Source organism: Litchfieldia alkalitelluris (assembly GCF_002153425.1).
GTDB classification, from domain to species: Bacteria; Bacillota; Bacilli; order Bacillales; family Salisediminibacteriaceae; genus Evansella; species Evansella alkalicola.
In genome coordinates this window covers 926,220-948,009 of the sequence record NZ_KZ119600.1, presented here as the reverse complement: position 1 = coordinate 948,009, position 21,790 = coordinate 926,220, and the positions used below count along the sequence as shown (strand labels likewise).

The 21,790-nt window shown below is 40.0% G+C and carries 20 protein-coding genes; 3 read left to right on the top strand and 17 right to left on the bottom strand.

Features of this window, described 5'->3' with window-relative positions:
- Positions 1 to 51: 51 nt before the first annotated feature.
- The 5 genes from BW724_RS04415 to BW724_RS04395 all read right to left on the bottom strand — a co-directional run bounded on the left by BW724_RS04415 (position 52) and on the right by BW724_RS04395 (position 8,968).
- Positions 52 to 264 (bottom strand): hypothetical protein, encoded by a 213-nt coding sequence (locus tag BW724_RS04415; protein ID WP_088073932.1) that lies wholly within the window; start codon positions 262 to 264, stop codon positions 52 to 54.
- A 1,726-nt stretch (positions 265 to 1,990) separates the two neighbouring features.
- Complete coding sequence (locus BW724_RS04410) at positions 1,991 to 3,160, bottom strand: serine hydrolase domain-containing protein (protein ID WP_088073930.1); 1,170 nt, start codon at positions 3,158 to 3,160, stop codon at positions 1,991 to 1,993.
- A 76-nt stretch (positions 3,161 to 3,236) separates the two neighbouring features.
- On the bottom strand, positions 3,237 to 5,552 hold the full coding sequence (locus BW724_RS04405; RefSeq protein ID WP_088073928.1) for a glycoside hydrolase family 95 protein: 2,316 nt from the start codon (positions 5,550 to 5,552) through the stop codon (positions 3,237 to 3,239).
- 268 nt (positions 5,553 to 5,820) lie between these two features.
- Positions 5,821 to 7,248, bottom strand: a complete 1,428-nt coding sequence (locus BW724_RS04400; protein WP_088073926.1) for a family 43 glycosylhydrolase — start codon at positions 7,246 to 7,248, stop codon at positions 5,821 to 5,823.
- Positions 7,249 to 7,666: 418 nt separating this feature from the next.
- Entirely contained in the window at positions 7,667 to 8,968 is a 1,302-nt protein-coding gene (locus BW724_RS04395) for an alpha-glucosidase/alpha-galactosidase (RefSeq protein ID WP_088073924.1), read from the bottom strand.
- Positions 8,969 to 9,077: 109 nt separating this feature from the next.
- On the opposite strand from BW724_RS04395, the gene BW724_RS04390 reads away from it, so the two are divergent.
- On the top strand, positions 9,078 to 9,968 hold the full coding sequence (locus BW724_RS04390; RefSeq protein WP_088073923.1) for an AraC family transcriptional regulator: 891 nt from the start codon (positions 9,078 to 9,080) through the stop codon (positions 9,966 to 9,968).
- Between the two features lie 324 nt (positions 9,969 to 10,292).
- On the opposite strand, the gene BW724_RS04385 is transcribed toward BW724_RS04390, so the two are convergent.
- From BW724_RS04385 to BW724_RS04375, 3 genes are all read right to left on the bottom strand, one after another.
- Positions 10,293 to 11,099 carry a histidinol-phosphatase gene (locus BW724_RS04385; protein WP_088073921.1) on the bottom strand — a complete coding sequence of 269 codons (807 nt, stop codon included), beginning with the start codon at positions 11,097 to 11,099 and terminating at the stop codon, positions 10,293 to 10,295.
- 92 nt (positions 11,100 to 11,191) lie between these two features.
- Positions 11,192 to 11,542: a DUF2200 domain-containing protein gene (locus BW724_RS04380; RefSeq protein WP_088073919.1), complete on the bottom strand. Its 351-nt coding sequence runs from the start codon at positions 11,540 to 11,542 to the stop codon at positions 11,192 to 11,194.
- A 351-nt stretch (positions 11,543 to 11,893) separates the two neighbouring features.
- A complete protein-coding gene (locus BW724_RS04375; RefSeq protein ID WP_235849065.1) occupies positions 11,894 to 12,268 on the bottom strand; it encodes a HEAT repeat domain-containing protein in 375 nt (124 codons plus the stop codon).
- 338 nt (positions 12,269 to 12,606) lie between these two features.
- On the opposite strand from BW724_RS04375, the gene BW724_RS04370 reads away from it, so the two are divergent.
- Positions 12,607 to 12,930, top strand: coding sequence for a hypothetical protein (locus BW724_RS04370; RefSeq protein ID WP_088073915.1), 324 nt, complete (start codon positions 12,607 to 12,609; stop codon positions 12,928 to 12,930).
- 235 nt (positions 12,931 to 13,165) lie between these two features.
- On the opposite strand, the gene BW724_RS04365 is transcribed toward BW724_RS04370, so the two are convergent.
- From BW724_RS04365 to BW724_RS04335, 7 genes are all read right to left on the bottom strand, one after another.
- Entirely contained in the window at positions 13,166 to 13,675 is a 510-nt protein-coding gene (locus BW724_RS04365) for a DUF1643 domain-containing protein (protein ID WP_176371290.1), read from the bottom strand.
- Positions 13,676 to 13,753: 78 nt separating this feature from the next.
- Complete coding sequence (locus BW724_RS04360) at positions 13,754 to 14,251, bottom strand: hypothetical protein (RefSeq protein ID WP_088073911.1); 498 nt, start codon at positions 14,249 to 14,251, stop codon at positions 13,754 to 13,756.
- Between the two features lie 35 nt (positions 14,252 to 14,286).
- Entirely contained in the window at positions 14,287 to 15,531 is a 1,245-nt protein-coding gene (locus BW724_RS04355; RefSeq protein ID WP_088073909.1) for a vWA domain-containing protein, read from the bottom strand.
- 137 nt (positions 15,532 to 15,668) lie between these two features.
- Positions 15,669 to 16,664: a helix-turn-helix transcriptional regulator gene (locus tag BW724_RS04350; RefSeq protein WP_088073908.1), complete on the bottom strand. Its 996-nt coding sequence runs from the start codon at positions 16,662 to 16,664 to the stop codon at positions 15,669 to 15,671.
- A gap of 32 nt (positions 16,665 to 16,696) precedes the next feature.
- Complete coding sequence (locus BW724_RS04345; RefSeq protein WP_088073906.1) at positions 16,697 to 17,080, bottom strand: hypothetical protein; 384 nt, start codon at positions 17,078 to 17,080, stop codon at positions 16,697 to 16,699.
- Positions 17,073 to 17,783: a hypothetical protein gene (locus tag BW724_RS04340; RefSeq protein ID WP_088073904.1), complete on the bottom strand. Its 711-nt coding sequence runs from the start codon at positions 17,781 to 17,783 to the stop codon at positions 17,073 to 17,075. The genes BW724_RS04345 and BW724_RS04340 overlap by 8 nt, the downstream gene beginning before the upstream one ends.
- 438 nt (positions 17,784 to 18,221) lie before the next feature.
- Positions 18,222 to 19,979: a DEAD/DEAH box helicase gene (locus tag BW724_RS04335; protein WP_088073902.1), complete on the bottom strand. Its 1,758-nt coding sequence runs from the start codon at positions 19,977 to 19,979 to the stop codon at positions 18,222 to 18,224.
- A gap of 595 nt (positions 19,980 to 20,574) precedes the next feature.
- Between BW724_RS04335 and BW724_RS04330 the strand changes: the two genes are divergently transcribed.
- On the top strand, positions 20,575 to 20,865 hold the full coding sequence (locus tag BW724_RS04330; RefSeq protein ID WP_176371289.1) for an HPr family phosphocarrier protein: 291 nt from the start codon (positions 20,575 to 20,577) through the stop codon (positions 20,863 to 20,865).
- Between the two features lie 242 nt (positions 20,866 to 21,107).
- Here BW724_RS04330 and BW724_RS04325 read toward each other — a convergent pair whose 3' ends face one another.
- Positions 21,108 to 21,359, bottom strand: coding sequence for a hypothetical protein (locus BW724_RS04325; RefSeq protein ID WP_088073899.1), 252 nt, complete (start codon positions 21,357 to 21,359; stop codon positions 21,108 to 21,110).
- A 108-nt stretch (positions 21,360 to 21,467) separates the two neighbouring features.
- Positions 21,468 to 21,749, bottom strand: a complete 282-nt coding sequence (locus BW724_RS04320; protein WP_088073897.1) for a TIGR04104 family putative zinc finger protein — start codon at positions 21,747 to 21,749, stop codon at positions 21,468 to 21,470.
- Between the last annotated feature and the right edge of the window lie 41 nt (positions 21,750 to 21,790).

Here is a 21,790-nt window from a genome sequence, read left to right as displayed (position 1 = left end):
CACATTGATCATTATCGGCGGTATCCGTTTGTGCCAAAAGGCGTACACGCTTTATTCAGCTTCTACCATAGGCGACACTAATATACTTAAACCGATTTCACCATAATCCCACATCTTCACCCATGGAAATGTACCTTCAGGTAATTCAAAGACTCTTTGTTCTAGTGGTTTGATAGGATCACTCAAGCCCTTGCAACCATGGGAAAAAGTAGCTGGATGTACGTTCACTTTTCGTCCTGTATCATTAAAATATATAAATTTCATATAACTATCGCCTCCACTAATACCAATAGTTTCATAAGCTAAAACTTTTCTAGAAAACACACCCTTATTTTAACATCATTTTCCAAGTTGTAGGTGGCAAATAGAGCTTCTTCTTCGAAACTTAAAATATCACTCTCTTGACTGTTGGGTGCTTGTTGAAGAAGTATAACATCATGGGTTCGGGAAAAGTTTATTTTACCTTTACTATGGACTCAGCGCTCGTTGGGGAAATTAAACTCGATTTATTTTACCTTTACCCGCAACTCAGCCCTCCTTCGGGCAATTAAACCCGGTTTATTTTACCTTTACCTGCTACTCAGCTCTTCTTCGGGCAATTAAACTCGGTTTATTTTACCTTTACCCGCAACTCAGCCCTCCTTCGGGCAATTAAACCCGGTTTATTTTACCTTTACCTGCTACTCAGCTCTTCTTCGGGCAATTAAACTCGGTTTATTTTACCTTTACCCGCAACTCAGCCCTCCTTCGGGCAATTAAACCCGGTTTATTTTACCTTTACCTGCTACTCAGCTCTTCTTCGGGCATTTAAACTCGATTTGTTTTACCTTTACTTGTAACTCGGCACGCGTTCGGGCAATTAAACTCGGTTTATTTTACCTTTACCCGCAACTCAGCTCTTCTTCGGGCATTTAAACTCGATTTATTTTACCTTTACCTGTATCCCGGCTATCCTTCGGGCAATTAAACTCGGTTTATTTTACCTTTACCTGCTACTCAGCTCTTCTTCGGGCATTTAAACTCGATTTATTTTACCTTTACCAGCACCTCAGCTCTCGTTCGGGCAATTAAACTCGGTTTATTTTACCTTTACAATCACCCCTTCTCTCCTTCGGGCAATTAAACTCGATTTGTTTTACCTTTACTTGTAACTCGGCACGCGTTCGGGCAATTAAACTCGGTTTATTTTACCTTTACCCGCAACTCAGCTCTTCTTCGGGCATTTAAACTCGATTTATTTTACCTTTACCTGTATCCCGGCTATCCTTCGGGCAATTAAACTCGGTTTATTTTACCTTTACCTGCTACTCAGCTCTTCTTCGGGCATTTAAACTCGATTTATTTTACCTTTACCAGCACCTCAGCTCTCGTTCGGGCAATTAAACTCGGTTTATTTTACCTTTACAATCACCCCTTCTCTCCTTCGGGCAATTAAACTCGATTTGTTTTACCTTTACTTGTAACTCGGCACGCGTTCGGGCAATTAAACTCGGTTTATTTTACCTTTACCCGCAACTCAGCTCTTCTTCGGGCATTTAAACTCGATTTATTTTACCTTTACCTGTATCTCGGCACGCGTTCGGGCAATTAAACTCGGTTTATTTTACCTTTACCCGCAACTCAGCTCTTCTTCGGGCATTTAAACTCGATTTATTTTACCTTTACCTGCAACTCAGCACGCGTTCGGGCATTTAAACTCGATTTATTATACCTTTACCTGCAACTCAGCACGCGTTCGGGCAATTAAACAAGGGACAGTAGCGCCGCCGAGTACTTAGTCCCACCACACCATAAAAAAGCAGAGTATACAAGAATACAAATCTTCTTGTCTACTCTATTTACATTGTGAGCACTTTCTACAAATCTCAAAAGTTTAGGAATCTAAGAAACTCAGAAGCTCTTAAGCTCCTCGCAGTTCCCAACTTCACTAAAATATGGGACACTGAACCTGTCCCTCCGTCCCGTCTCCGTCCCGCTCTTCCTGGTCCCGCTAAATCGCTCCATATATCACATTTCGGAGTCTTGGCTGGTGATACTCCTCCAAGTTTGGCAGGAGCTGCTGCATATAGACTGCCGACAATTTTTCTTTCGGATCAATCATTACCCACGTTCCAGCCAGACCAGACCAACCGAATTCTCCAATGGAGCCGTTTATTCCACCTGCTACTGGATCCATCATAGTTCGGACGCCTAATCCGTAGCCGTATCCAGCGAGATAAGGCCAGTTATAATGAGCTAACACATCGGGACTCAAATGATTAGTTGTCATTAATTCCACCGTTTTTTTGCCCAGAAGTCTTACCCCATCAAGCTCCCCTCCATTGGCAAGCAGCTCTGCAAAGCGACTGTAGTCATTGATGGTAGACAACAATCCTGCTCCGCCACTCTCGAATGCTGCATCAGGGGCATAATGACTGTCCAACACTCCCCAAGGATCCAAATTGCCAGCATCGTTCTTCAGGTACATTTGGGCGAAACGGTGTTTTTTGTCCTCTGGGAGTTGAAAAAACGTGTCGTTCATTCCTAAAGGAGTAAATATTTCTTCCTCAAAGAATTCGCCTAAAGTTTTGCCTGAAATAACTTCAACCAAGCTCCCTAGCACATCATGACTTAGTCCATAACGCCATTGCGTCCCAGGATCAAATGCTAACGGGATCGAAGCAACGGCTTTTGTAAGATCTCGAACCGTTACTTTCTCCCCTTGTTCCTGCTTTTTCTTAAATGCTTCCCTTACCTTCTTCACTTCCCGTTCAGTTGGGTCGCCATCGCCTTCGTAAGTCAATCCTGATGTCATTGTAAACAGATCCTTGACTTGAATGGACCTCGTTGCAGATACGATGGTAGCTTCTCCACTATCGTTTTTCTGAAAAAACTTTGGTTCACTAAATTCAGGCAAGTAAGTTTCGATTGGATCATTTAGTAGAAACAATCCCCGCTCATATAGCATGAGGGCGGCTGTACAGGTTACAACCTTTGTCATGGAAAAAATCCGGTAGATTGTATCTTCAGTGATTTCCTTTCCCTTCTCCACATCTGCAAACCCAACATACTCTTTAAAAACATTTCTGCCATTATGTGAAACGGACAACGCACAACCAGTTGGTCCCTTCTCTACAAAGCTCTTAAGTAGTGGTGATAACTGTTTGGACAACTCTTTCATTTCAATCTCTCCTCTCATCTCGTAACCTTCACTTTTTTCCTAAGGTTATCTTGAATATTGGTTTTGTAGGAACAAACTACGGAAGAACTTCCTCATCAAATTCAAAAGTATAGGTCTCTCCTTGTTTCGTTTGAAAAACCAATACATCTCCTTCTTCTTGACGAAGCTGATCACTGTATTTTTTCAACAAGGTGTCAGTATCTTGATTTAACCTCAGCTTGCAGACACCACCATGATGGGAACTCACAGTAAACTGAGACAGTTGACCATCTTTCCAAGTCATATCTAGCTCGAATCCGCCTCTTGCTCGTAAGCCTGATACATGTCCGTCTTTCCAGGCAAGAGGCAAGGCAGGAAGTAAATGAACCTCTCCCGTGTGACTTTGCATAAGCATCTCTGCGATTCCAGCTGTTCCTCCGAAATTACCATCAATTTGAAACGGCGGGTGATTATCAAATAAATTAGGCAACGTAGAGGATTTCAACAGCTCTACCACATTTTGATAAGCCAATTCCCCTTCCTCTAGCCTCGCCCACATATTGATGATCCACGCCCGACTCCAACCTGTATGACCACCGCCGTGCTTCAAACGCATTTCCAAGGTTGTTTTAGCCGCCTTCACCAGTTCAGGCGTTTGCCTCATGGCGATCTGCTTCCCTGGATGAAGGGCAAATAAATGAGAAATATGGCGATGCCCCGGCTCACCTTCTTCATAATCCTCATACCACTCTTGAATTTGTCCATGCTTCCCGATCTTCGGCTTAGGCAACTTCTCCCTTAATGCCACCAATTTTTTACGAAAACTATCATCGGTTTCTAGTATTTCGCTTGCTGCAATGCAGTTGGAAAAAAGCGCATAGATAATTTGACTATCCATCGATGGCCCTTCACACAAACAGCCTTTTTCCCCATTCGGTAAAACATAAGTGTTCTCAGGTGAAACGGAAACGGGAGTAATTAGCTCTCCACTTGGAGTTTGAACGAGATAATCTACAAAAAATAGAGCCGCTTCTTTCATGATGTCGTATGACTTACTCAAAAACGAAGCATCAAGGTTATATTCATAATGGTCCCACAAATGTAAACAAAGCCACGCAGCACCTAAAGGCCATGTCGTTGCAGGAATATAGATATCTTGAGGAGCAGTATCACCCCAAATGTCCGTATTGTGATGCGCCGTAAAACCACGACAGCCATACATCACCCTTGCTGTTCTTCTTCCAGGCACCATCATTTTTTCAATATGATCAAACAAAGGAAGATGGCATTCTGATAAATTGCAGACTTCTGCAGGCCAATAATTCATTTCCGTATTAATGTTGATCGTATACTTACTGCCCCATGGCGGGAGCATGTCACTGTTCCATATCCCTTGAAGATTTGCTGGCAAGGAATGAGGGCGACTAGATGAAATAAGTAAATATCTCCCGAAATGAAAATAAGTACTCATCAAATCAAGATCCTCTTCTCCCTGTTTGATAAGCTCTAACCGTTTATTTGTTGGCAAAACTCGTTTTTTCCCATCACTCTCAAGCCCTAACTCAACCCGGTTGAACAAGGTTTGGTAATCTTGTACATGTCTCTCCAATAATGCCTCAAATGTTTTCCCTGAAGCAGCCTTCAATAAATCCAAGCAACCGCTTTCAGAATTGCTGTAACGGTAAGTAGTAGCAGCAGTCAAGATCAACGTGACTGCATCTGCGTCCTTCACAATCAGCCTGTTACCGATGGTTGACACGGCTCCGTTATCCGCTATGGCCTTCACTGTACAGCGAAACCCGATTCCGTTTTCCCCACCAGTTGCCCCTCCCATCAGCAGGCAATCTGAACTGATCGCCTCCATCTTATCAAAATGGGCCGAATGACTCCGTTCCAAATGCATCTGTAAGGAAATGGACTTCTTTTTCGAAGCAGTTAATCGAACGACAATGGCTTGATCTGGATTACTAGCAAATATTTGACGCTGATAGTCAATCGAACCGTATGTATATTGAATATTGACGAGCCCTTTTTCCAAGTCCAATACACGAGTGTAGTTCTTTTTAATAGCGCCTTTGTGAAAAAACTTGAGTCGTAAATCTCCAAGGGGTTCATAATGGCGCTGTGACTCTGGTACACCAGTTAACGCTAGGGCAGCAAGCTCCTCCGCATCTTTGATTCTTCCTTCCGAAAGCAACTCCCTTATTTTAGGTAATTGCTGTAATGCATCTGGGTTATTTCTGTCCCGGGGGCCACCATACCAAATGGAGTCTTCATTTAGCTGAATCCGTTCTTCTTCCATGTCGCCAAAAATCATGCCACCAAGTCTACCGTTTCCAATCGGCAAAGCTTCATTCCAGTCAACTGCTGGCTGGTCGTACCATAAAACCTTATTCGTGCTCGTGCTTTCCATGTAACCACCCTTTCTTAAATTAGGGATTATAAGGGGCTGTGCAGTATAAATTATTATGTAAAAAAAGCCGAACAGTTAGCTAGAGCGAAGCAAATATACGAAGACTCCTGCGGGATAAAAGGCAGGGGGGAGACCCCGCAGACGCAAAGCGTCGAGGAGGCTCACCAGCCGCCCGCGGAAAGCGAAGTATACTTGTGGAGCGATTACCCCACGCAAATAACTTTCTAGTTCGGCTTTTTATGAGTACTGCACTTTTTTGAACAGCCCTTTATTCTAACGTAAAGGACGCGAAGCCTGCTCCGCCTTGTCCTTTATATGTGAAATACAAGGACTGGATGCCATCAGGAATTGCAATGTCAGACTCGTATTCTGTCCAAACATTCGTGAAGTCTACTGGAATTTCACCAAGTGCTTCTCCATCCCAAGCAGTTTTCACCTCAAAAACACCCTTCGCATATCCACGAGCCTTAATTTTCACTTTCTTAACACCTTTACAGTCGAAGTACTTAAATCCTGCAGTAGCAGAGTCTTGCATATTCGAAATATAGCCTACTTCCTCGTCCCCGTCTTTTCCGTCTTGCGTGATCTTAGGGAACTGACTGTCCATCCACAAACCACCGGAATACATGGCGTCATCTTTACAAAACAGATGACATGCAATATAAGTCGGGTACTCTCCACGTCCAAGAAGTGGCCCACCATTCGGCCCAGAGGTAGTAATTTCCACTTGCGGAATGGAGCCATCTTCTAAGATTTCAATTGGCTCAATACACCCTTGTCGGCTAAAACTCGATCCGTTTGTATGTCTATGGTAAAAAATATGCCATTTTCCCTTAATCTCAACGATACTACCATGATTGTTACCGCCATAATAAATTGGCTTATCAGCAGGCTTATACGTATCAATGTGCATATCATTATTACTTACAATGACACCCTGATATTCAAAACCTTTCGTTGGATGCGTGCTTGTTGCATAGCAAAGTTCATGCATCACAATGGAGGAATAAACTAAGTAATAAGTATCTCCAATTTTTCTCATGGAAGGTGCTTCAAAAAACTCATGCCCTTCAAAGCCACTACCAGCACTATAAGGCTCACTTGGTGCGATAAATACTGGTTCCTCTAGAATAGTAAGCATGTCCGGTCCAAGCACCGTAGCCATCGCTCCTTTTCTAGATTTATCACCCTTCGAGCAGAAGCCTGTGTAGAGGTAAGTCTTATCCCCTTCCGTTAAGAGTCCTGGATCAAATTGCGGCTGATCCCCTTCCCTTTCCCCTAGGCGAGTGCCATCTTGATAATGCACATATCCGTAAAACTCGTATTTTCCAGCTGGCGTATCACAAACTGCTACAGATACAACAGGCACCTTATCTAAAACATAGTACAGATAATATCTACCATCTGGTCCAACGGTCACATCTGGTGCATATAAACACATGTTTCCAGCGTGATTCAAAGGGTCATCAGTCTTTTTGTAAATAACACCCTCATAACGCCAATCTCCTAGATTATCCACTGGAGCTGACCAACACACATAATCATTTAGGCAAAAAACATGCCCGCTAAAACGATCATGGGACCCATAAATATAAACTCTGTCATTGAATACGTAAGGCTCTGCATCGGGAATATATTCCCATGAAGGAAGGTAAGGGTTAACTCCTTGTTTTTGTACGTTTTCTAAATTTACCATATTGCGCACATCCTTTTTATTTATTGGTTGTTTTCTAGAATATTAAAAATTATGAATGTCCTAATATAGAGGTGATGAGATCTGCGCAAACTCGCTTTCACGCAAGGTACAAGTGCGACATCTGCTCATTCTTCGCAGTGTCTTCTTTGCCGTGGGCGGCTGGTGAGCCTCCTCGATGCTTTGCATCTGCGGGGTCTCACCCCTGCCTATAATCCCACCGGAACGAGCGTTACTTCATCGCTAATGCTTCGAGTTGTCTCGACGGATACGCTACGGAGCATATGCTCGTAGAGGAAGAGACAGTTGCTTCGCTTGCTCCGTTCTCATCAACTCACCTTAATTATGGTTTGTTCTTGAACGGATAGATAAAACAAAATTTTCATTTTACAATAGCGTCATTATGCACCTGTAGTTACTACTAGATAAAGCTCGGCAGCCAGTCTCCATGTGCTTCAATCAGATCATCGCAAAGGGCAATAATATCGTCGATCGACAATTCCGCCGCCGTATGAGGATCAAGAAGCGCTGCTTGATAAATATGCTCTTTCTTTTTAGTCATCGCAGCTTCAATCGTTAATAGTTGCGTGTTAATGTTGGTACGATTTAACGCCGCAAGCTGCTCTGGCAAGTCTCCAATATAAGTCGGAGAAATTCCACTGCGATCTGCGACACACGGAACCTCCACACAAGCTTTTTCCGGCAAGTTACTGATTAGTCTACCTGTGTTTAAGACATTCCCACCAAACTTAAATGGATTGTTTGTTTCAATAGCTTCAATGATTTTGGAACCGTATTCATTTGATCGTACATGAGTCAGCGACTTGTTATTTACAAGGTCATTCCGCATGTTTTCCCAGCCCTCAATCTGTGCTTCACATCGGCGTGGGTACTCATCTAGAGGAATATTAAACCTTTCAATGAGCTCAGGATAATTCTTTTTTATAAAATAAGGGTGGTATTCCGCATTATGCTCCGACGATTCCGTCACATAATAGCCGAACTTATCCATTAACTCATACCGCACCATGTCATAGTGCTTCCCCTTCTGCTTTTCCTTCGCCCGGCGCTTAATCTCTGGATAAAGGTCCTTGCCGTCCTTTGATACTTCAAGTAGCCAAGCCATATGGTTAATACCTGCAATTTTTTCCTTCACACCCGTTCGATCCATGTCCAATGCTTCAAATAAATGCTCGGTACATATTTGGACACTGTGGCATAAGCCGACCGTCTTGATGGAAGTAAAGCGATTCATTATTCCTGTTAAAACAGCCATAGGATTCGTGTAGTTTAGAAACAAGGCATCTGGACAAACCTCTTCCATGTCCTTTGCAAATTCCTGCATGACAGGAATGGTACGAAGGTTTCGAAATATCCCACCTATCCCAATCGTATCGGCAATCGTTTGACGAAGCCCATACTTCTTCGGAATCTCAAAATCTATGACCGTACTAGGCTTGTAGCCACCTACTTGAATGGCGTTAAAGACATATTTTGCACCACGCAAGGCATCTTTCCTATTCATATAAGCCTTAATCGTCACCTTTTTTTCCATGCTCTCTGCTAAATTCAATAACATATTTTCAGAATCTCTTAATCGTTCCTCATCAATATCATAGAGAGCAAACTCAAAGCCTTCTAAAGCTGGAACTAGCATGCAGTCCCCCAACACATTTTTTGCAAAAACCGTACTTCCTGCACCCATAAATGTGATTTTCGACATCCCATTTCCCTCCAGTAGTTACTATTAAAGAAATTGTTTGTTAAAATAATGATAAACAAAAATGAACAGTTACCTCAATGGTAAGTTAATGTGATGGGAGGGTAAAAAATTGTCCGTACAACCTATTATAACACCTTTTAATGCATATCGCCTTAGCTTTCCATTCCAAGAAGATGAACACCCTACTATTGCAAGCATCTATGTTGTCGGCTGGGAAAAACAAGAGTCCGTAGATTACTATTGGGACGGCTTACAAAGAAAAGATACAGATACGTATGTTTTTCAATATACGATCTCTGGAAGTGGTGTACTCGAATATGAAAACGACACGTACCGCCTCCAATCTGGCGATGCATTTATCGTTAAAATCCCTAGCTCTCACACCTACTACCTTCCTGATGATAGTGAGAAATGGGAGTTTGTGTATGTGACGTTACACGGGGAGGAAGCAGCGAAATGCTGGCAATACTTGTTGGAAAAATTAGGTCCTGTCTTTCCAGTGCAGGCTGATTCAGAGCTCATCCAACAGGTGATGCGAATCTATCAAGACGTCGGGGACAGAAAAATCACGGACATTTACAGTTCTTCAGCACGAGCCTACGAATTTATTATGGAATGCTATCGTTTTGAAAAAAATAAGGGGCATGTTTTAAATGAGGTGCCTGAAGCTGTTTCCAAAGGAATCTTCTATATAAGAGCCCATTATGAAAAACAAATTAGTGTAGAGGATATGGCGGAGTATGTTGGATTATCCAAATATTACTTTATTAAAAAGTTTAAAGAGCATATGGGGATTCCTCCCCTTCAATATTTGACAAAGGTGCGAATGGAGCAAGCTTTCCATCTCCTCACCAACACGGAATTGCCAATTAAAGAGATCGCTGAAAAAGTAGGCTACCCTGATCCAAACTACTTCCACAAAGTCTTTAGGAAAGTAGTCGGCCTCTCAGCAGGACAAATCCGAGCCCGCGTCCCATTTGATAAACTCATAATAGAGTAGGTAGGTAGGGTCGCGTTCACTTGCTGGGTGCAGGGCGGCGCGGAGGTTGCGCAGGTTGGGTGCGAATTTTGTTTATTTGTGTCGAATTCCCTTTATATGACTCATTTTTGCCCGTTTCACAATGTTTTTTACCCGTTTCACAATGTTTTTTGCCCGTTTCACAATCTTTTTACCCGTTTCACAATGTTTTTTGCCCTTTTCACAATTCACAAACGAAGGGACGGTTCTTGCGTTCACAAAAACGCAAGAACCGCCCCACTATTCACACACATTTTCCGCTTATTTGGTCAATGAGAACCGTCCCCATTGACCCTTGACCAAATGCTATATCTCCACTATCCTTTTTTCTTTATTCTTATAATAAACCATATGTTTGAAGCCTATTTCCTTCAGTTTTTCGCAAACAAGATCGAACTCATCTCCTACCCGTTCTGGAACATGAGAATCGGAGCCGAAGCTAATTTCCACGCCATAGTGAAGGGCCTTCTCAAGCATGTCGTCCGATGGATACCAGCCCTCCGCGTCCTTCATCTTCGCCGATGTATTTACTTCAATGGCCACGCCAGTCTCGCCAATTACCTTTAAAGTCTCTTCCACCAGCGGCGAATCAATATCAGAAAAGGCCGGATAAAAGCCCTTCATGGCATCTATGTGCCCAAGAATCTGGAACATTCCTGATTTCGCCGACTCCATAATAAGACGATAATACTGGTCCTTCATTTCTCGCTTTTTCTTCTCATCAACGTCATGGAAAAGGGTCTTATCGAAAATACTTCTCCCCCCAGAAAAATGAACGGAGCCAATAATATAATCAAAGGGAATGTCTTTGTACACATTTTGATAGACTTCTTTATAGTCTGGGAAAAAATCAGATTCGATTCCTAATAGAACATCAATTTTTCCCTCATATTCCTTTTTCAAAGCAAGGACTTCATTAATGTAGTTTGGCAATTCGCTTTTCGCCATGGCTATCCCAGGCTGGTGGTGATCATCATCATGCCAAAAATACGGGGAATGATCAGAAATACCAATCACCGAGAGTCCATGTGCAATACCAGCCTCTATGTATTCCCTTATCTCTCCACTAGCGTGCCCGCAGCGATAATGGTGCGTATGTAAATCAAACTTCATGATTCCCAACTCCTTCTCCATTGTGTGGTTGCCTGGGACAGAGGGACAGTGTCCCAAATAAAAATAGAATGCCTGTTTTTGAACTATATTTACTATTTTCGCAAGATTTTCTCCATTTTTTTCCCCTTCGCCAACTCATCAATCAGTTTATCCATATAGCGAATTTCCTGCATCGTTGGTTCTTCAATGTCCTCCACTCGAACACCACAGACGACACCTTTGATCAAAGAACGGGAAGGATTTAATTTGGGTGCTTCAGTTAAGAAAGTCTCAAAGTCTGTCTGTTTTTCCACCTGTGATTCTAATTCTTCCTGACTATAGCCTGTCAACCAACGGATAATTTCATCGACTTCCTCTTTCGTACGTCCTTTTCGCTCAGCCTTCGCCACGTATAGTGGATAGACAGATGCAAAGCTCATCGTATAAATACGGTGTTTTGTCATATAATTGAATTCCTTTCCCACTTGTTTTCCTTCATTATAGAACGAAAAGAGGAGAGGAGCAAACAAGGGAGGGACATAGGGACGAAGGAGGTACAGTTTACATCAACTCTGTCCCAAATAAAAATAGAGTACTGGATGGAAGTTAGTTTCACTACTCTACTCCTAAATCAAAAAGAGTAGCCAAGATTCGAATCCCCCTGACTACTCTCATTTGTGTGGTCCTATAACTGCATCATTTTATATTGTGTGGCCTTATAACTGCCCTACAGATACTCACAAGTCCCAGTTTCCAAAACTCATTCCAGAACGGGACATGGTAATCAACCGCGAAGTGATGTCCTTCATTCTCCTCTACCTTGTTCGTAATTCAGACCACAGCTCCTCTAGCCACTTGTCAAAATCAGGACCCTTGTCCCCTTCATATGTATCATATAAATCCATTCTCATCTTCTTCACTTTCTCTTTGAAATCTTCATACGAATGATCCTTTGGCAAACTCTTTTTGATTCGAACCAGAATTTTTTTTGTACCTTTAATTGGATCCTCGCTTCTACGTTCCGGCATGGTCACCTGCTCCCCTAACCCCTGGAGCTTCCTGTAAGCAGCCTGTTGCACTTTATAAACAGGATCACCGTCCATTGCATGCCTCAACAACTCTATTGTCTCTCTTGTTTTATACTGACCAAGTTCGTCCACCGCATCTAGCCGCTCCCGCCAGTTCGACATTCGGTTAATTGACTTCTTTAATTCATTAAAATTTTCAGGTAGTTCTTTGTTCACCTTCGCCCAATCCTTCCTGTAAAAACATCGTTTCTAAAACTATTGTTTCATTATACCTCATTTCCCATACCTTTCTTGTCACAAACAAGGGATAGCAGAAGAGGCACTCTCCTTAAATTTGTTATATTATGGATTATATATACTAATAAAAAAGATATCGTCTATGGCATTTATGGTTTTCATAGTCAAAATAGTAAAAAGGTTGGTCGATAGAAAATAATAGTTTTATGATAAAAACATAGATAAAAAAACAATGAGATATTTGGTTAATAGGGGGAAGACAAGTGAAACTACGTATATTTATTGATATCATACAAGTGATGTTAGAAGAAGTGAAGGAGTGCTGGGGAGACTTCAAGCGTGCCAACACAAAGACGGAAAAAAGCCTTTTTATTTCATTGGCATATATGAACATCCTCTTTCTTATCGTGTACGTGATACCAATGTTATCTTCCTTAATTATTATTGGATCATCCTTTGTTTCAGGACCGCTCGCCCTAATTGCTCTTTTATTTACGATTCCATTCATGGCTTTGGTTATTGCAGCTAGACTAAAGCTGTACCCAATTGTAAAACAGAATTATTTGAAGAAGGTTAGAAGTACTTAGGTATATAAGAAGCAAGGGCAAACTGAGACAGATCTAGTTTGCCCCTCCTGATTCAAAAACAATGTGTATTGGATTGGCCAGAGAGCCCTTTTCTCTCGAATATAGTAAAGGGTTCCTCTTCTCTGCAATTCGGCAATATCTCTTCCAGGACAGGATCCTCACCGTTTTGAATAGCAAAATCTTTATAGTTCATATTCCGCACAATTGGTAGAAAGATATATTACTAGTCTGTAATTTAATACGCAATCGGAGTTAGGTCTTTTTTTAAATACAACGGATGTCGCGGATGGTTTCCTTTCTTAGTTTTTCTTATACAATATACCTCTTCACCTGAGAAAATTGCCTTAATTTGATCACTCCTTCCTCTAAAGTTCCCAAATTTTTCTCCCCAGGCAAAAATTACTTTTTCTGATTCATCTGCAGCTTTTTTAATGTAAAAGTCATTATCTTTTCCGATAGGGTCATTTGAGTACTTCAGTTCACTGGGATCTGTCGCAATTAGGGCAAATAAATTAACTACTATTATCCCCCCATATCCCCACTTTTCAGCATAATTAATACAACGTGTCATGGTTTGATCACAGATCTTTTCGTTAGCTCTGCTTGGATTTTGCATAATTAATGTCACTTTGGCCAAATTATCATTCCATATACATTCTAACCAATAGCGGTATTTTTTCTCTTCCCCATCGAACACAACTTGCACTTTCTCATCATTAGACCAATATCTATGATTAGAACTCAATATCAATTCAACTCCTCTTATTTATTAAAATCTAACTACAAATCTACGAATTATTCCGTCCTAAAATACATTAATTAATTAATAAAAATGCTTTTGCTGCGATTCAATAACTTCCTTTAATGCTTTCATTTCACTAACCTTCTTATCTTTCAATTTCATTAGCTCATCATAACCGTCGTCAATAACTACCTCATTGTGAAGACTATGGATCCTATTTAAACGTTTCATATTTCTTTCCACATCTTTTTCTCCGTCACAAGCTACACAGTAATCAAGACTATCATGGTCTGTTAAATCATACACGGGTTTATCAGGAACAGGTTCATCATGAATAAACAGATGTACAGAATCATCATCTTCTTTTTTGCAAACCTCAATATAATATGTTGGACCTACATAGTCCAATATACTCCAATACTCATTACCATAAGAATCTCCTAAGTTGTACCAGAGGTAACCACCTTCAACCTTTTGTTCCCCCACTTCTGCTGTATCTGAAGGTGGACGAATCCTATAATGTGTTTCAATGGAATGAATAATGATAGTCGTGATAATTGTCATGATTACAATCCACATAGAATCCCCCCTCTCGAATATCTGACATTGAACTCCTATTGACGTCGTTTTTTCCTACGATACTTTTCTTGATTTAATACCTTTCGTTTCTTGCTTGAATACGTGAAATTACTTAGCTCATTGATCAGACCTTCCGATTCTACTAACAATTCTGGGCTATTGATATCTGCTGCTACCTCTTTCATTTGTGAGGCATGTTGATAAATCATATCTTTACCTTCTTTAAGATTTCCTTGGTCAAAAAACTGTATGGCTTGTTCTAGTACCACAGCTGACAACGTAGTTTGTATTTTGCTTTCCGTATAGGTGTCTGGCGCAAGTAAAAGTTGATTTAAATCTTTGGTTCGTCTGACGGGAACATTTACAGAGAAACAGCACTCCTTAAATCCATTTACTGTGTCTACATACGACCATTCCATGTCAAAAATATCATGTTCTCCCTCCCCCATAGGTGGTAGACTATATTCTACTAATAGTGATTTCACTTCATTAGCATAAGAGTCACCTAAAGGTATTAAAACTGAATTCTCACTGGACTGAAAATTGTATCCATAAATATTAGTAATTGTCACTCCATTTTTTGGGTTTATTTTTAGCTTTATATTTTGAGCAACATTAGATAACAACTCTTCTAGTTCCTGACTAAATATGTCCGGGATACTATCAACCTCGTCAATATAATGAAAGTTACCTTTCCCATTATCCGCAATTCCCTCCAGTGTTTCTTCCTCAAAACGGTCACTCACCCCAAGAGTGGAGATCACTAATCCTGCAGAGGCATAATCCTCTGCGAGTTTTAATAGTAATTGTGGATCTCTTATTCCTGCATTTGCTATACCGTCTGAAAGTAAGATTACCCTATTGACATACTGATCCATTTCTTGCTTTAGTACGTGTTGACACCCTTCAATAAGGCCACCACTTAAATTAGTTATCCCCCTGGTATGGATACGCTGGATATGTTTTTTTAACAGATCCTTATGAGTTACCTTCTGAGGAGAGACAACAGTCTCGACATCACCATCAAATGTCACAACACTCAATATGTCTTTGTTAGTCAGCTGATCGACAACAAACTCGCAGGCCTCTTTACAATAATCTAATGGTTTCCCAGACATACTACCGCTCCTGTCAAGGACAAGAGATAGATTAATAGGCGATCGAAGAACATCGATTAATGGAGCACCAGTCAATTCTATTAATACATAAGACTTTTCCTCCCCCTCTGTTGACATGTACTTTTTCCGATGTGCGTAAGACAGCTTAAGGTTTTGACTCATTTCAAGTTCCTCCTTTAAGACTTCATTACATTTACTTTATAAATCCAATATAGATCAAAAGAGCCAATTAAGCGTTGCCAAAAAAGAAGGGGTTGCATTTATTTAAAACAAAAATAAAAAGCTGTCATTTCTGACAACTAATTTAAATAAAGCCTATACATTTTTTCTGCTTCTTCTGCCATTTTGTCTACAAGAGTTTTGGGATTTAACACTTTTGCGTCACTGCCCCAGGTTAACAACCAGCGGATTAATCCTTCACTTATCACAGCTTTTGTTTTTAACTTAAACGAATGCTCATCATATTTTTTTATATCAGCCTTTAATCCAAAACGGTCAATAATGACATTAATCAAATGATTATCAAATACAATTTCGATATACTTCTCTTCTCCTGCATACATATGAAAAAGCTGATTTACATACTCCGTCATATTAAAAGATTCATCAAAAGTAAAATGAACATCTGTTTTTTGTACGTCTACCATTCTATCTATCCTATAATGGCGAATTTGTTCTTCCTCCCCATACTTGCCAATCAAATAATAAAAGTCATTATTCCAATACAAAGCATAGGGCTGCACAAGATAATAAATCCCCTTACGACTAAGAACAAATTCTTTATCTGTATTATATTTCCCATATTTAAACTGAATCAATTTACGTTCTGTAATTGCGAGATGAATATTATTGATATAAAACTTCATATATTTATTTTTGCTTTTAACAGTTTTATCAATAAGTACCTTGTTTTCAAGGTCCTTAGCTGCATGTTTACTTGCAAGCTTCTTTATTTTATCTATCAATCTATACGTATCAGTATTACTGATAAATCTCGCAGAGGTAACAGCATCTAAGAGGAGACGAAGCTCATTTACTTCGAACAGTCTTTCCTGATAGCTATAAAACATAGGTAATCCTTCTCCGTCATGATTCATAACTACACTAAAAGTCTTTGATTGAACTAAAGTGTCAAGGTCACTCCTTAACCCTTTATCCCCTCCTACATCAAGGTTTGTTTCAAGCTCAATGGCTTCCTTTAGTTCATGGAGTTTTAGCTGATGATTTACATCTGTTTCTCGATATAAGATTTCAATTACTTTTAACATCCTGTCCCTATTAGTTAATTTTGTCATTATAATCGCTCCAATTAATATGACATAGATTCTTATTCTCTGTGGGAATATGCGTAATCTATTAATGGCTTTATATCATTGAAGGAATTTATATCCCTTAATAAGATATCAATTTGATTTTTATCTCTTTTATCTACTGCTAAGTATATAGGCGCGAAATTTCTAAATTCCTCAAATACACTATCCCTCTCCGTAACTGGCACATGAAATAATACTCTACTACCTTTCGTGCTGATGGATAAAAACTTGTATTTCCTGTTATCTCGCTTAAACATAATTCCATCAGTAATATAATAAGTTACATCGGCTAAACTATTTGCATAATTGAATATCTCATAAGCTATTTTTCTTTCATTTGGCTTATTGAAGGTTTCAATCATTTGCCTGACTTCTTCCCATGATTTAACATCATTCAACTTTCTCACCTTCCTTGCTATTTTGCTTTTGTAAGTTTTTTTGATTGTAAGCATCTATTTCATGTTGAATCTTTCTTAAGTAGCTTTTCTGAACTTCAATCAACATTGGTTTCGGATGATAATAATATGGAGATTTGTGATACTTTAAGCCTATTAAACTTCTGATATTTTTGTGATGTAAAGCTTCCATAGCTAGCTTTTTTATGCATGAATTGGTCCCCCAACCTGCAATAACTGGACCCTTATTTTTTCCGAGAATGTTTCTTAGCTCTTCGTCTCTATCTCCAGAAAAAATTGAATGGGAATAATAACTAAGATTATCAAGTATCTTTAAATTTCTTCTAAAAACGTCCATATTACCTGATTTAATATCTGAAAGATTGATTATCGCAACAGAGTTCCATTCCTCTAACAGCATAATCCTCATCAATTGTTCTTGTGTCTGATCGGAGTTTGCCTTGGTAACTGGAATGGCATCCAATCTTGGGTCTAGCACAGGAATTTTGTAATCTTTGAAATACGGCTCACACATACCAGGGTTCGTTAAAATAAAAATAGCATCATACTCAGTAATAGATACATTTTTTCTCTTTACCTCTGCAACACTACGACAAGTAAAAATTTGACCTCCAACCTTAATCTTATAAAAGCTACCATCGACCTCAAATAGATCCATTAACTCCTGCTTACGTAAATACTCCACAAAAAGTCCCCCTTACCGTTTTAGATTGAACGATACAATACTCCCCTTAACTCTCTAATAACTATTTTTATTCTTTATAAAGAATAAAATCACCTTTTTAGTTCACTAACTAGAACGGAGAATAGAACAAAAAAACCTTCTCCTAGGAATTGCTCCCTGATTGAGAAGGCCTCTTAACTATTTATCATTAATATAAGGTATACCAAAAGCGGCATACCACGATACAAAATATGTCATTTTTGCAACAAATTTCATTAACACTAAACGAGATGCGAATTATATAGACTTTAATATATTTAAAGTTTTTATCCAGGTTTACTTCAAACTTACCCATCTGTTTTCAAAGAAAGTAGCCTCTTTGTAAACGACAGAACCGTCCCCATGTTCACAGCCATGTTCACAGCCATGTTCACAAACGGCAGAACCCTCACACCACGATCACTGTTCTGACTGGGACAAGGAACCTGTCCCCAATGTCCCTCCTGCCTCCCAAAACTGATGGAATCGTTGGTAGGCGAGGGGCTTGCCTAGCCTGAGGAGGTTATCGGCGAAATCGATGATGGTACACTCGGAAGTACCGCCAAACTTCGGTCCCCTTAGTCCCCTTCCAACAATTTGCTCATACAGCAATTCACTCGTTGTTGGGCGACAAATCACGATATATTCCGTATTTGGCGCGTCGAAGCCCGTCGTCAAGACCCCATAGTTAAATAGAAACTCCAACTCTCCATTTTTAAACGCATCAATATACATTCGTCTCGCAACCTTAGGCGTATTGGCGGAGATACTCGCCGACTTTCTCCCAATTGCATTGAGAACGGAGGTTAAATATTCCGCATGCTCCACTGTGCAGGTGTACACTAGCGTTTGTTTTCCCCGTGGGATCTCTAGCAATCGCTCCACAATCCGATAGTTTCGAACCTCATCATTTGCGAGAACCTCCAATAGCTCAGGCGTTAGGAGGTCTTCGGCACCCTTCTCGACTTCATTCTCATTAACTTCATACACCCTTCCTGATTGAAAAACAAGGTGCTTTGGCTTGGCCAGATAGCCCTTTTCTCTGAAATAAAGTAAAGGATTTTCTTCATATTTTCGTTCCTTTGGCAAATCTGGCTGAATCAAATAAGCTTGGAATCGTTTCACGAGTGAGGTCGTTTCCCCATTATTTCGTCCTGGTGTAGCAGTTAAACCACAAATAGGGAATAAATCTGGTCCACAAAGTTCCTCTGCTTTTTCCAACAAAGCCCCATAGCTATCGGCCGCCGCATGATGCGCTTCATCAATGATCATCGCTCCGCAGTTCCGCAAAATGTCTTCCAGGACAGGATCCTCCCCAACTATTCGAGAATAGATTTGCTGAATACTTGCCACCACAGCCCCACCAATTAATTGCTCCTCTTTGATCGTTTTCCCAGCAAAATAACGGTACACGCGCAGAGATTCAGGGAACTCCTTCTCCTGCCACATGTCCGTAATACAGGCGATCGCCTGCTCGCAAAGCTCTTCACTTTGGGCAATCCATAGCATATATTTTCCTTCTGAAAACCGTTGGTGCATCCACTCAATAAAACTCTCCACCGCTACCCGCGTTTTCCCGCCACCAGTTGGGAGAGTCACCACGCATCTCGTTTTTTCCCCTTCTAGATTCAGCACCTCTAGCATTCTCTCTTTTAGCTGTAATTGGAAGTCCACGAGTGGTGGAACACTTTTTCTTGCTTCTATATCTATCACCGGCTCCGTTGTGGCAGTATTTTGTAACGATATTCCGGAAAAAACGATGGGGAACCCCAACGTTCTCACGAAATCCCTTGGCCATGGTCCGCCACTTCTCCACATTTTTTCATACAAAGGTCGGTACATATAGGAAGGAGTGGTGATCACCCGCCCCGTTGCCGGATTTCGATTATATAAATCTATTAGTTCCTGCTCCGGTAATTGGCGCAGCATATGCTCACGCAACTTCCTGACCTCCACACTACTGCCCGCAAACAATTGAGCCCCCTTTTCCACAACAAGCATTCTCGTTAATTCTCGTATATCAACTTGGTTTTCCCCAAGGTTATCTAGCAATTGATTCAATCTCTCATAATTGTATGCCCCAAAGATCCCTTCTATCATAGCCTCTGGAACCTTGTAATGATCCACTAGCAGCGTGACTGCTAGCTTAATATCATGCTCTGTTGGAAATGCATTCATTCCCCTTCCTCCCCGCAAATCTTTCTATCTCATCTATTGTAGATGAAACTCTAGTAAAAACAAATTCGTAAGTATGGGAAAAACGAGTATGGGATTATTTACATGTGGAAATACTGATTGTAAATGCGTTAGTAAATTGGAAACTGCCCAATTACTTTAGTAGTTTAATAGAAAAATTGATGTTGGTATTGCAAAAATGTGGACAGAAGCTTATTTGCCAACCTTACCGTAAACGGGAGAACCGTCCCTGCGTTCACTTTCAATACTTTTTAAAGCAAAAACTTTAGTTTTGTATGGGGCATAATATTGTTCAGTTCGATAAAATGAAGATAGGGAATGAAAGCGCTTCAAAAACTAGATCAAATAGACTTGGCAAAATTTTTTACGAGTTTATGAAAGCGTTTTAAAAACACATAGTTTGGTTATTTAAACCGCTATATCGGTATATTTAAAAACAAAATTGATACATACACCCGCACCAATCTGTCGTGTATGAATAACGATAACAAAGGTCATGCAATTCATTAATTAAAGAACCTTGACCTTCATATGAACCATTCCATTTGAACATCTAGAAAACAAGGAGGTATGTAAAGTGGAAATCCAGAAAAGTTTTTGCGTCCGTGAAGGGAATTTTAATGTACAGAACATATTAGAATTAATCCAGTTAAATAGTTCCTTTGATTGCGAAGTTTATGTAAAAAAATTAGATAAACTCATAAACGCCAAGAGCATCTTAGGAACCATGAATCTGTTCATTTATTTAAGATCTGGCGAAGAGTTTACGATGATTCTCAATGGAGAAGATGCGGAATATGCCGAGAAGCAAATCACGAAATTCTTTGAAAAACATATGAGCGTAACCTCAACCCTGTTTATGGGTTAAAGGAAACATATACAAATCAGCGTTTTACCCATGATCAGTGACCACTGAAAGGATCTGAGAAATTCCGTTCGTGAGGAAAAACAGACGCAAAATTACTAGTCCAAATTCCTGGCTAATTGGACTAGTAATTTTTATTTAAATAATTTGTTTTTTGTTTAATGATTCACCTTCATTGCTCAAATAGACTGCAATAATTACAGAATTTCCCGAACTTGAAAACCCACTCCTTCAGAGATGACACATCACATATGTGCAACTGCAAAGATGATAGATACACTGATGAAGACGACAGCTAATACTGCATACAGACTTAAAACGATTGTTTTCAGTCGCCCTTTCTCACTGAGTAAAGCTGTTAAAATCGCAAGCCCTACACCGATCATTAAAATTAGCATGTCTGTTGGTCCCGATACTTTTCCTGCCACGAAGAATTGCATAATTAAAATTGTCAGGATCAGAATAATAATGGACAAAATCCCAAAGTATTTTCTCATTTTCACATCTCCTCACTCCAAACTATAACTAATACGTCCGACAATGCTGCGAAGACAATCGCAATTGCTTGTTCCATAAAGCTTATCCATTTATGTTAAACCTCTGTTTTATTCTTCCTCAAAATTAGATAAAATAGGTGCGAATAGCGAAGCAATTATAGCGATGATTAATCCAAATGATGCTTTAAGAAGAAATGAACCCATAGTGGAAATTGCCATGAATAAAGCTGCAGGAACAATAATTAAAGCAGTTGTTATAAACTTTGAATCAACTGTAATAGTGTAACTATACGCACAATTACTACATTGGGCATTTTTATTTTTGAACCAAACGCTTTTTAACATATCAATATAGTTAAATCCCGTACTACAATTCTTGCATTGCTTCATATAATCCCCCTTATTTCTTTTGCAAAACACAACAATATTAC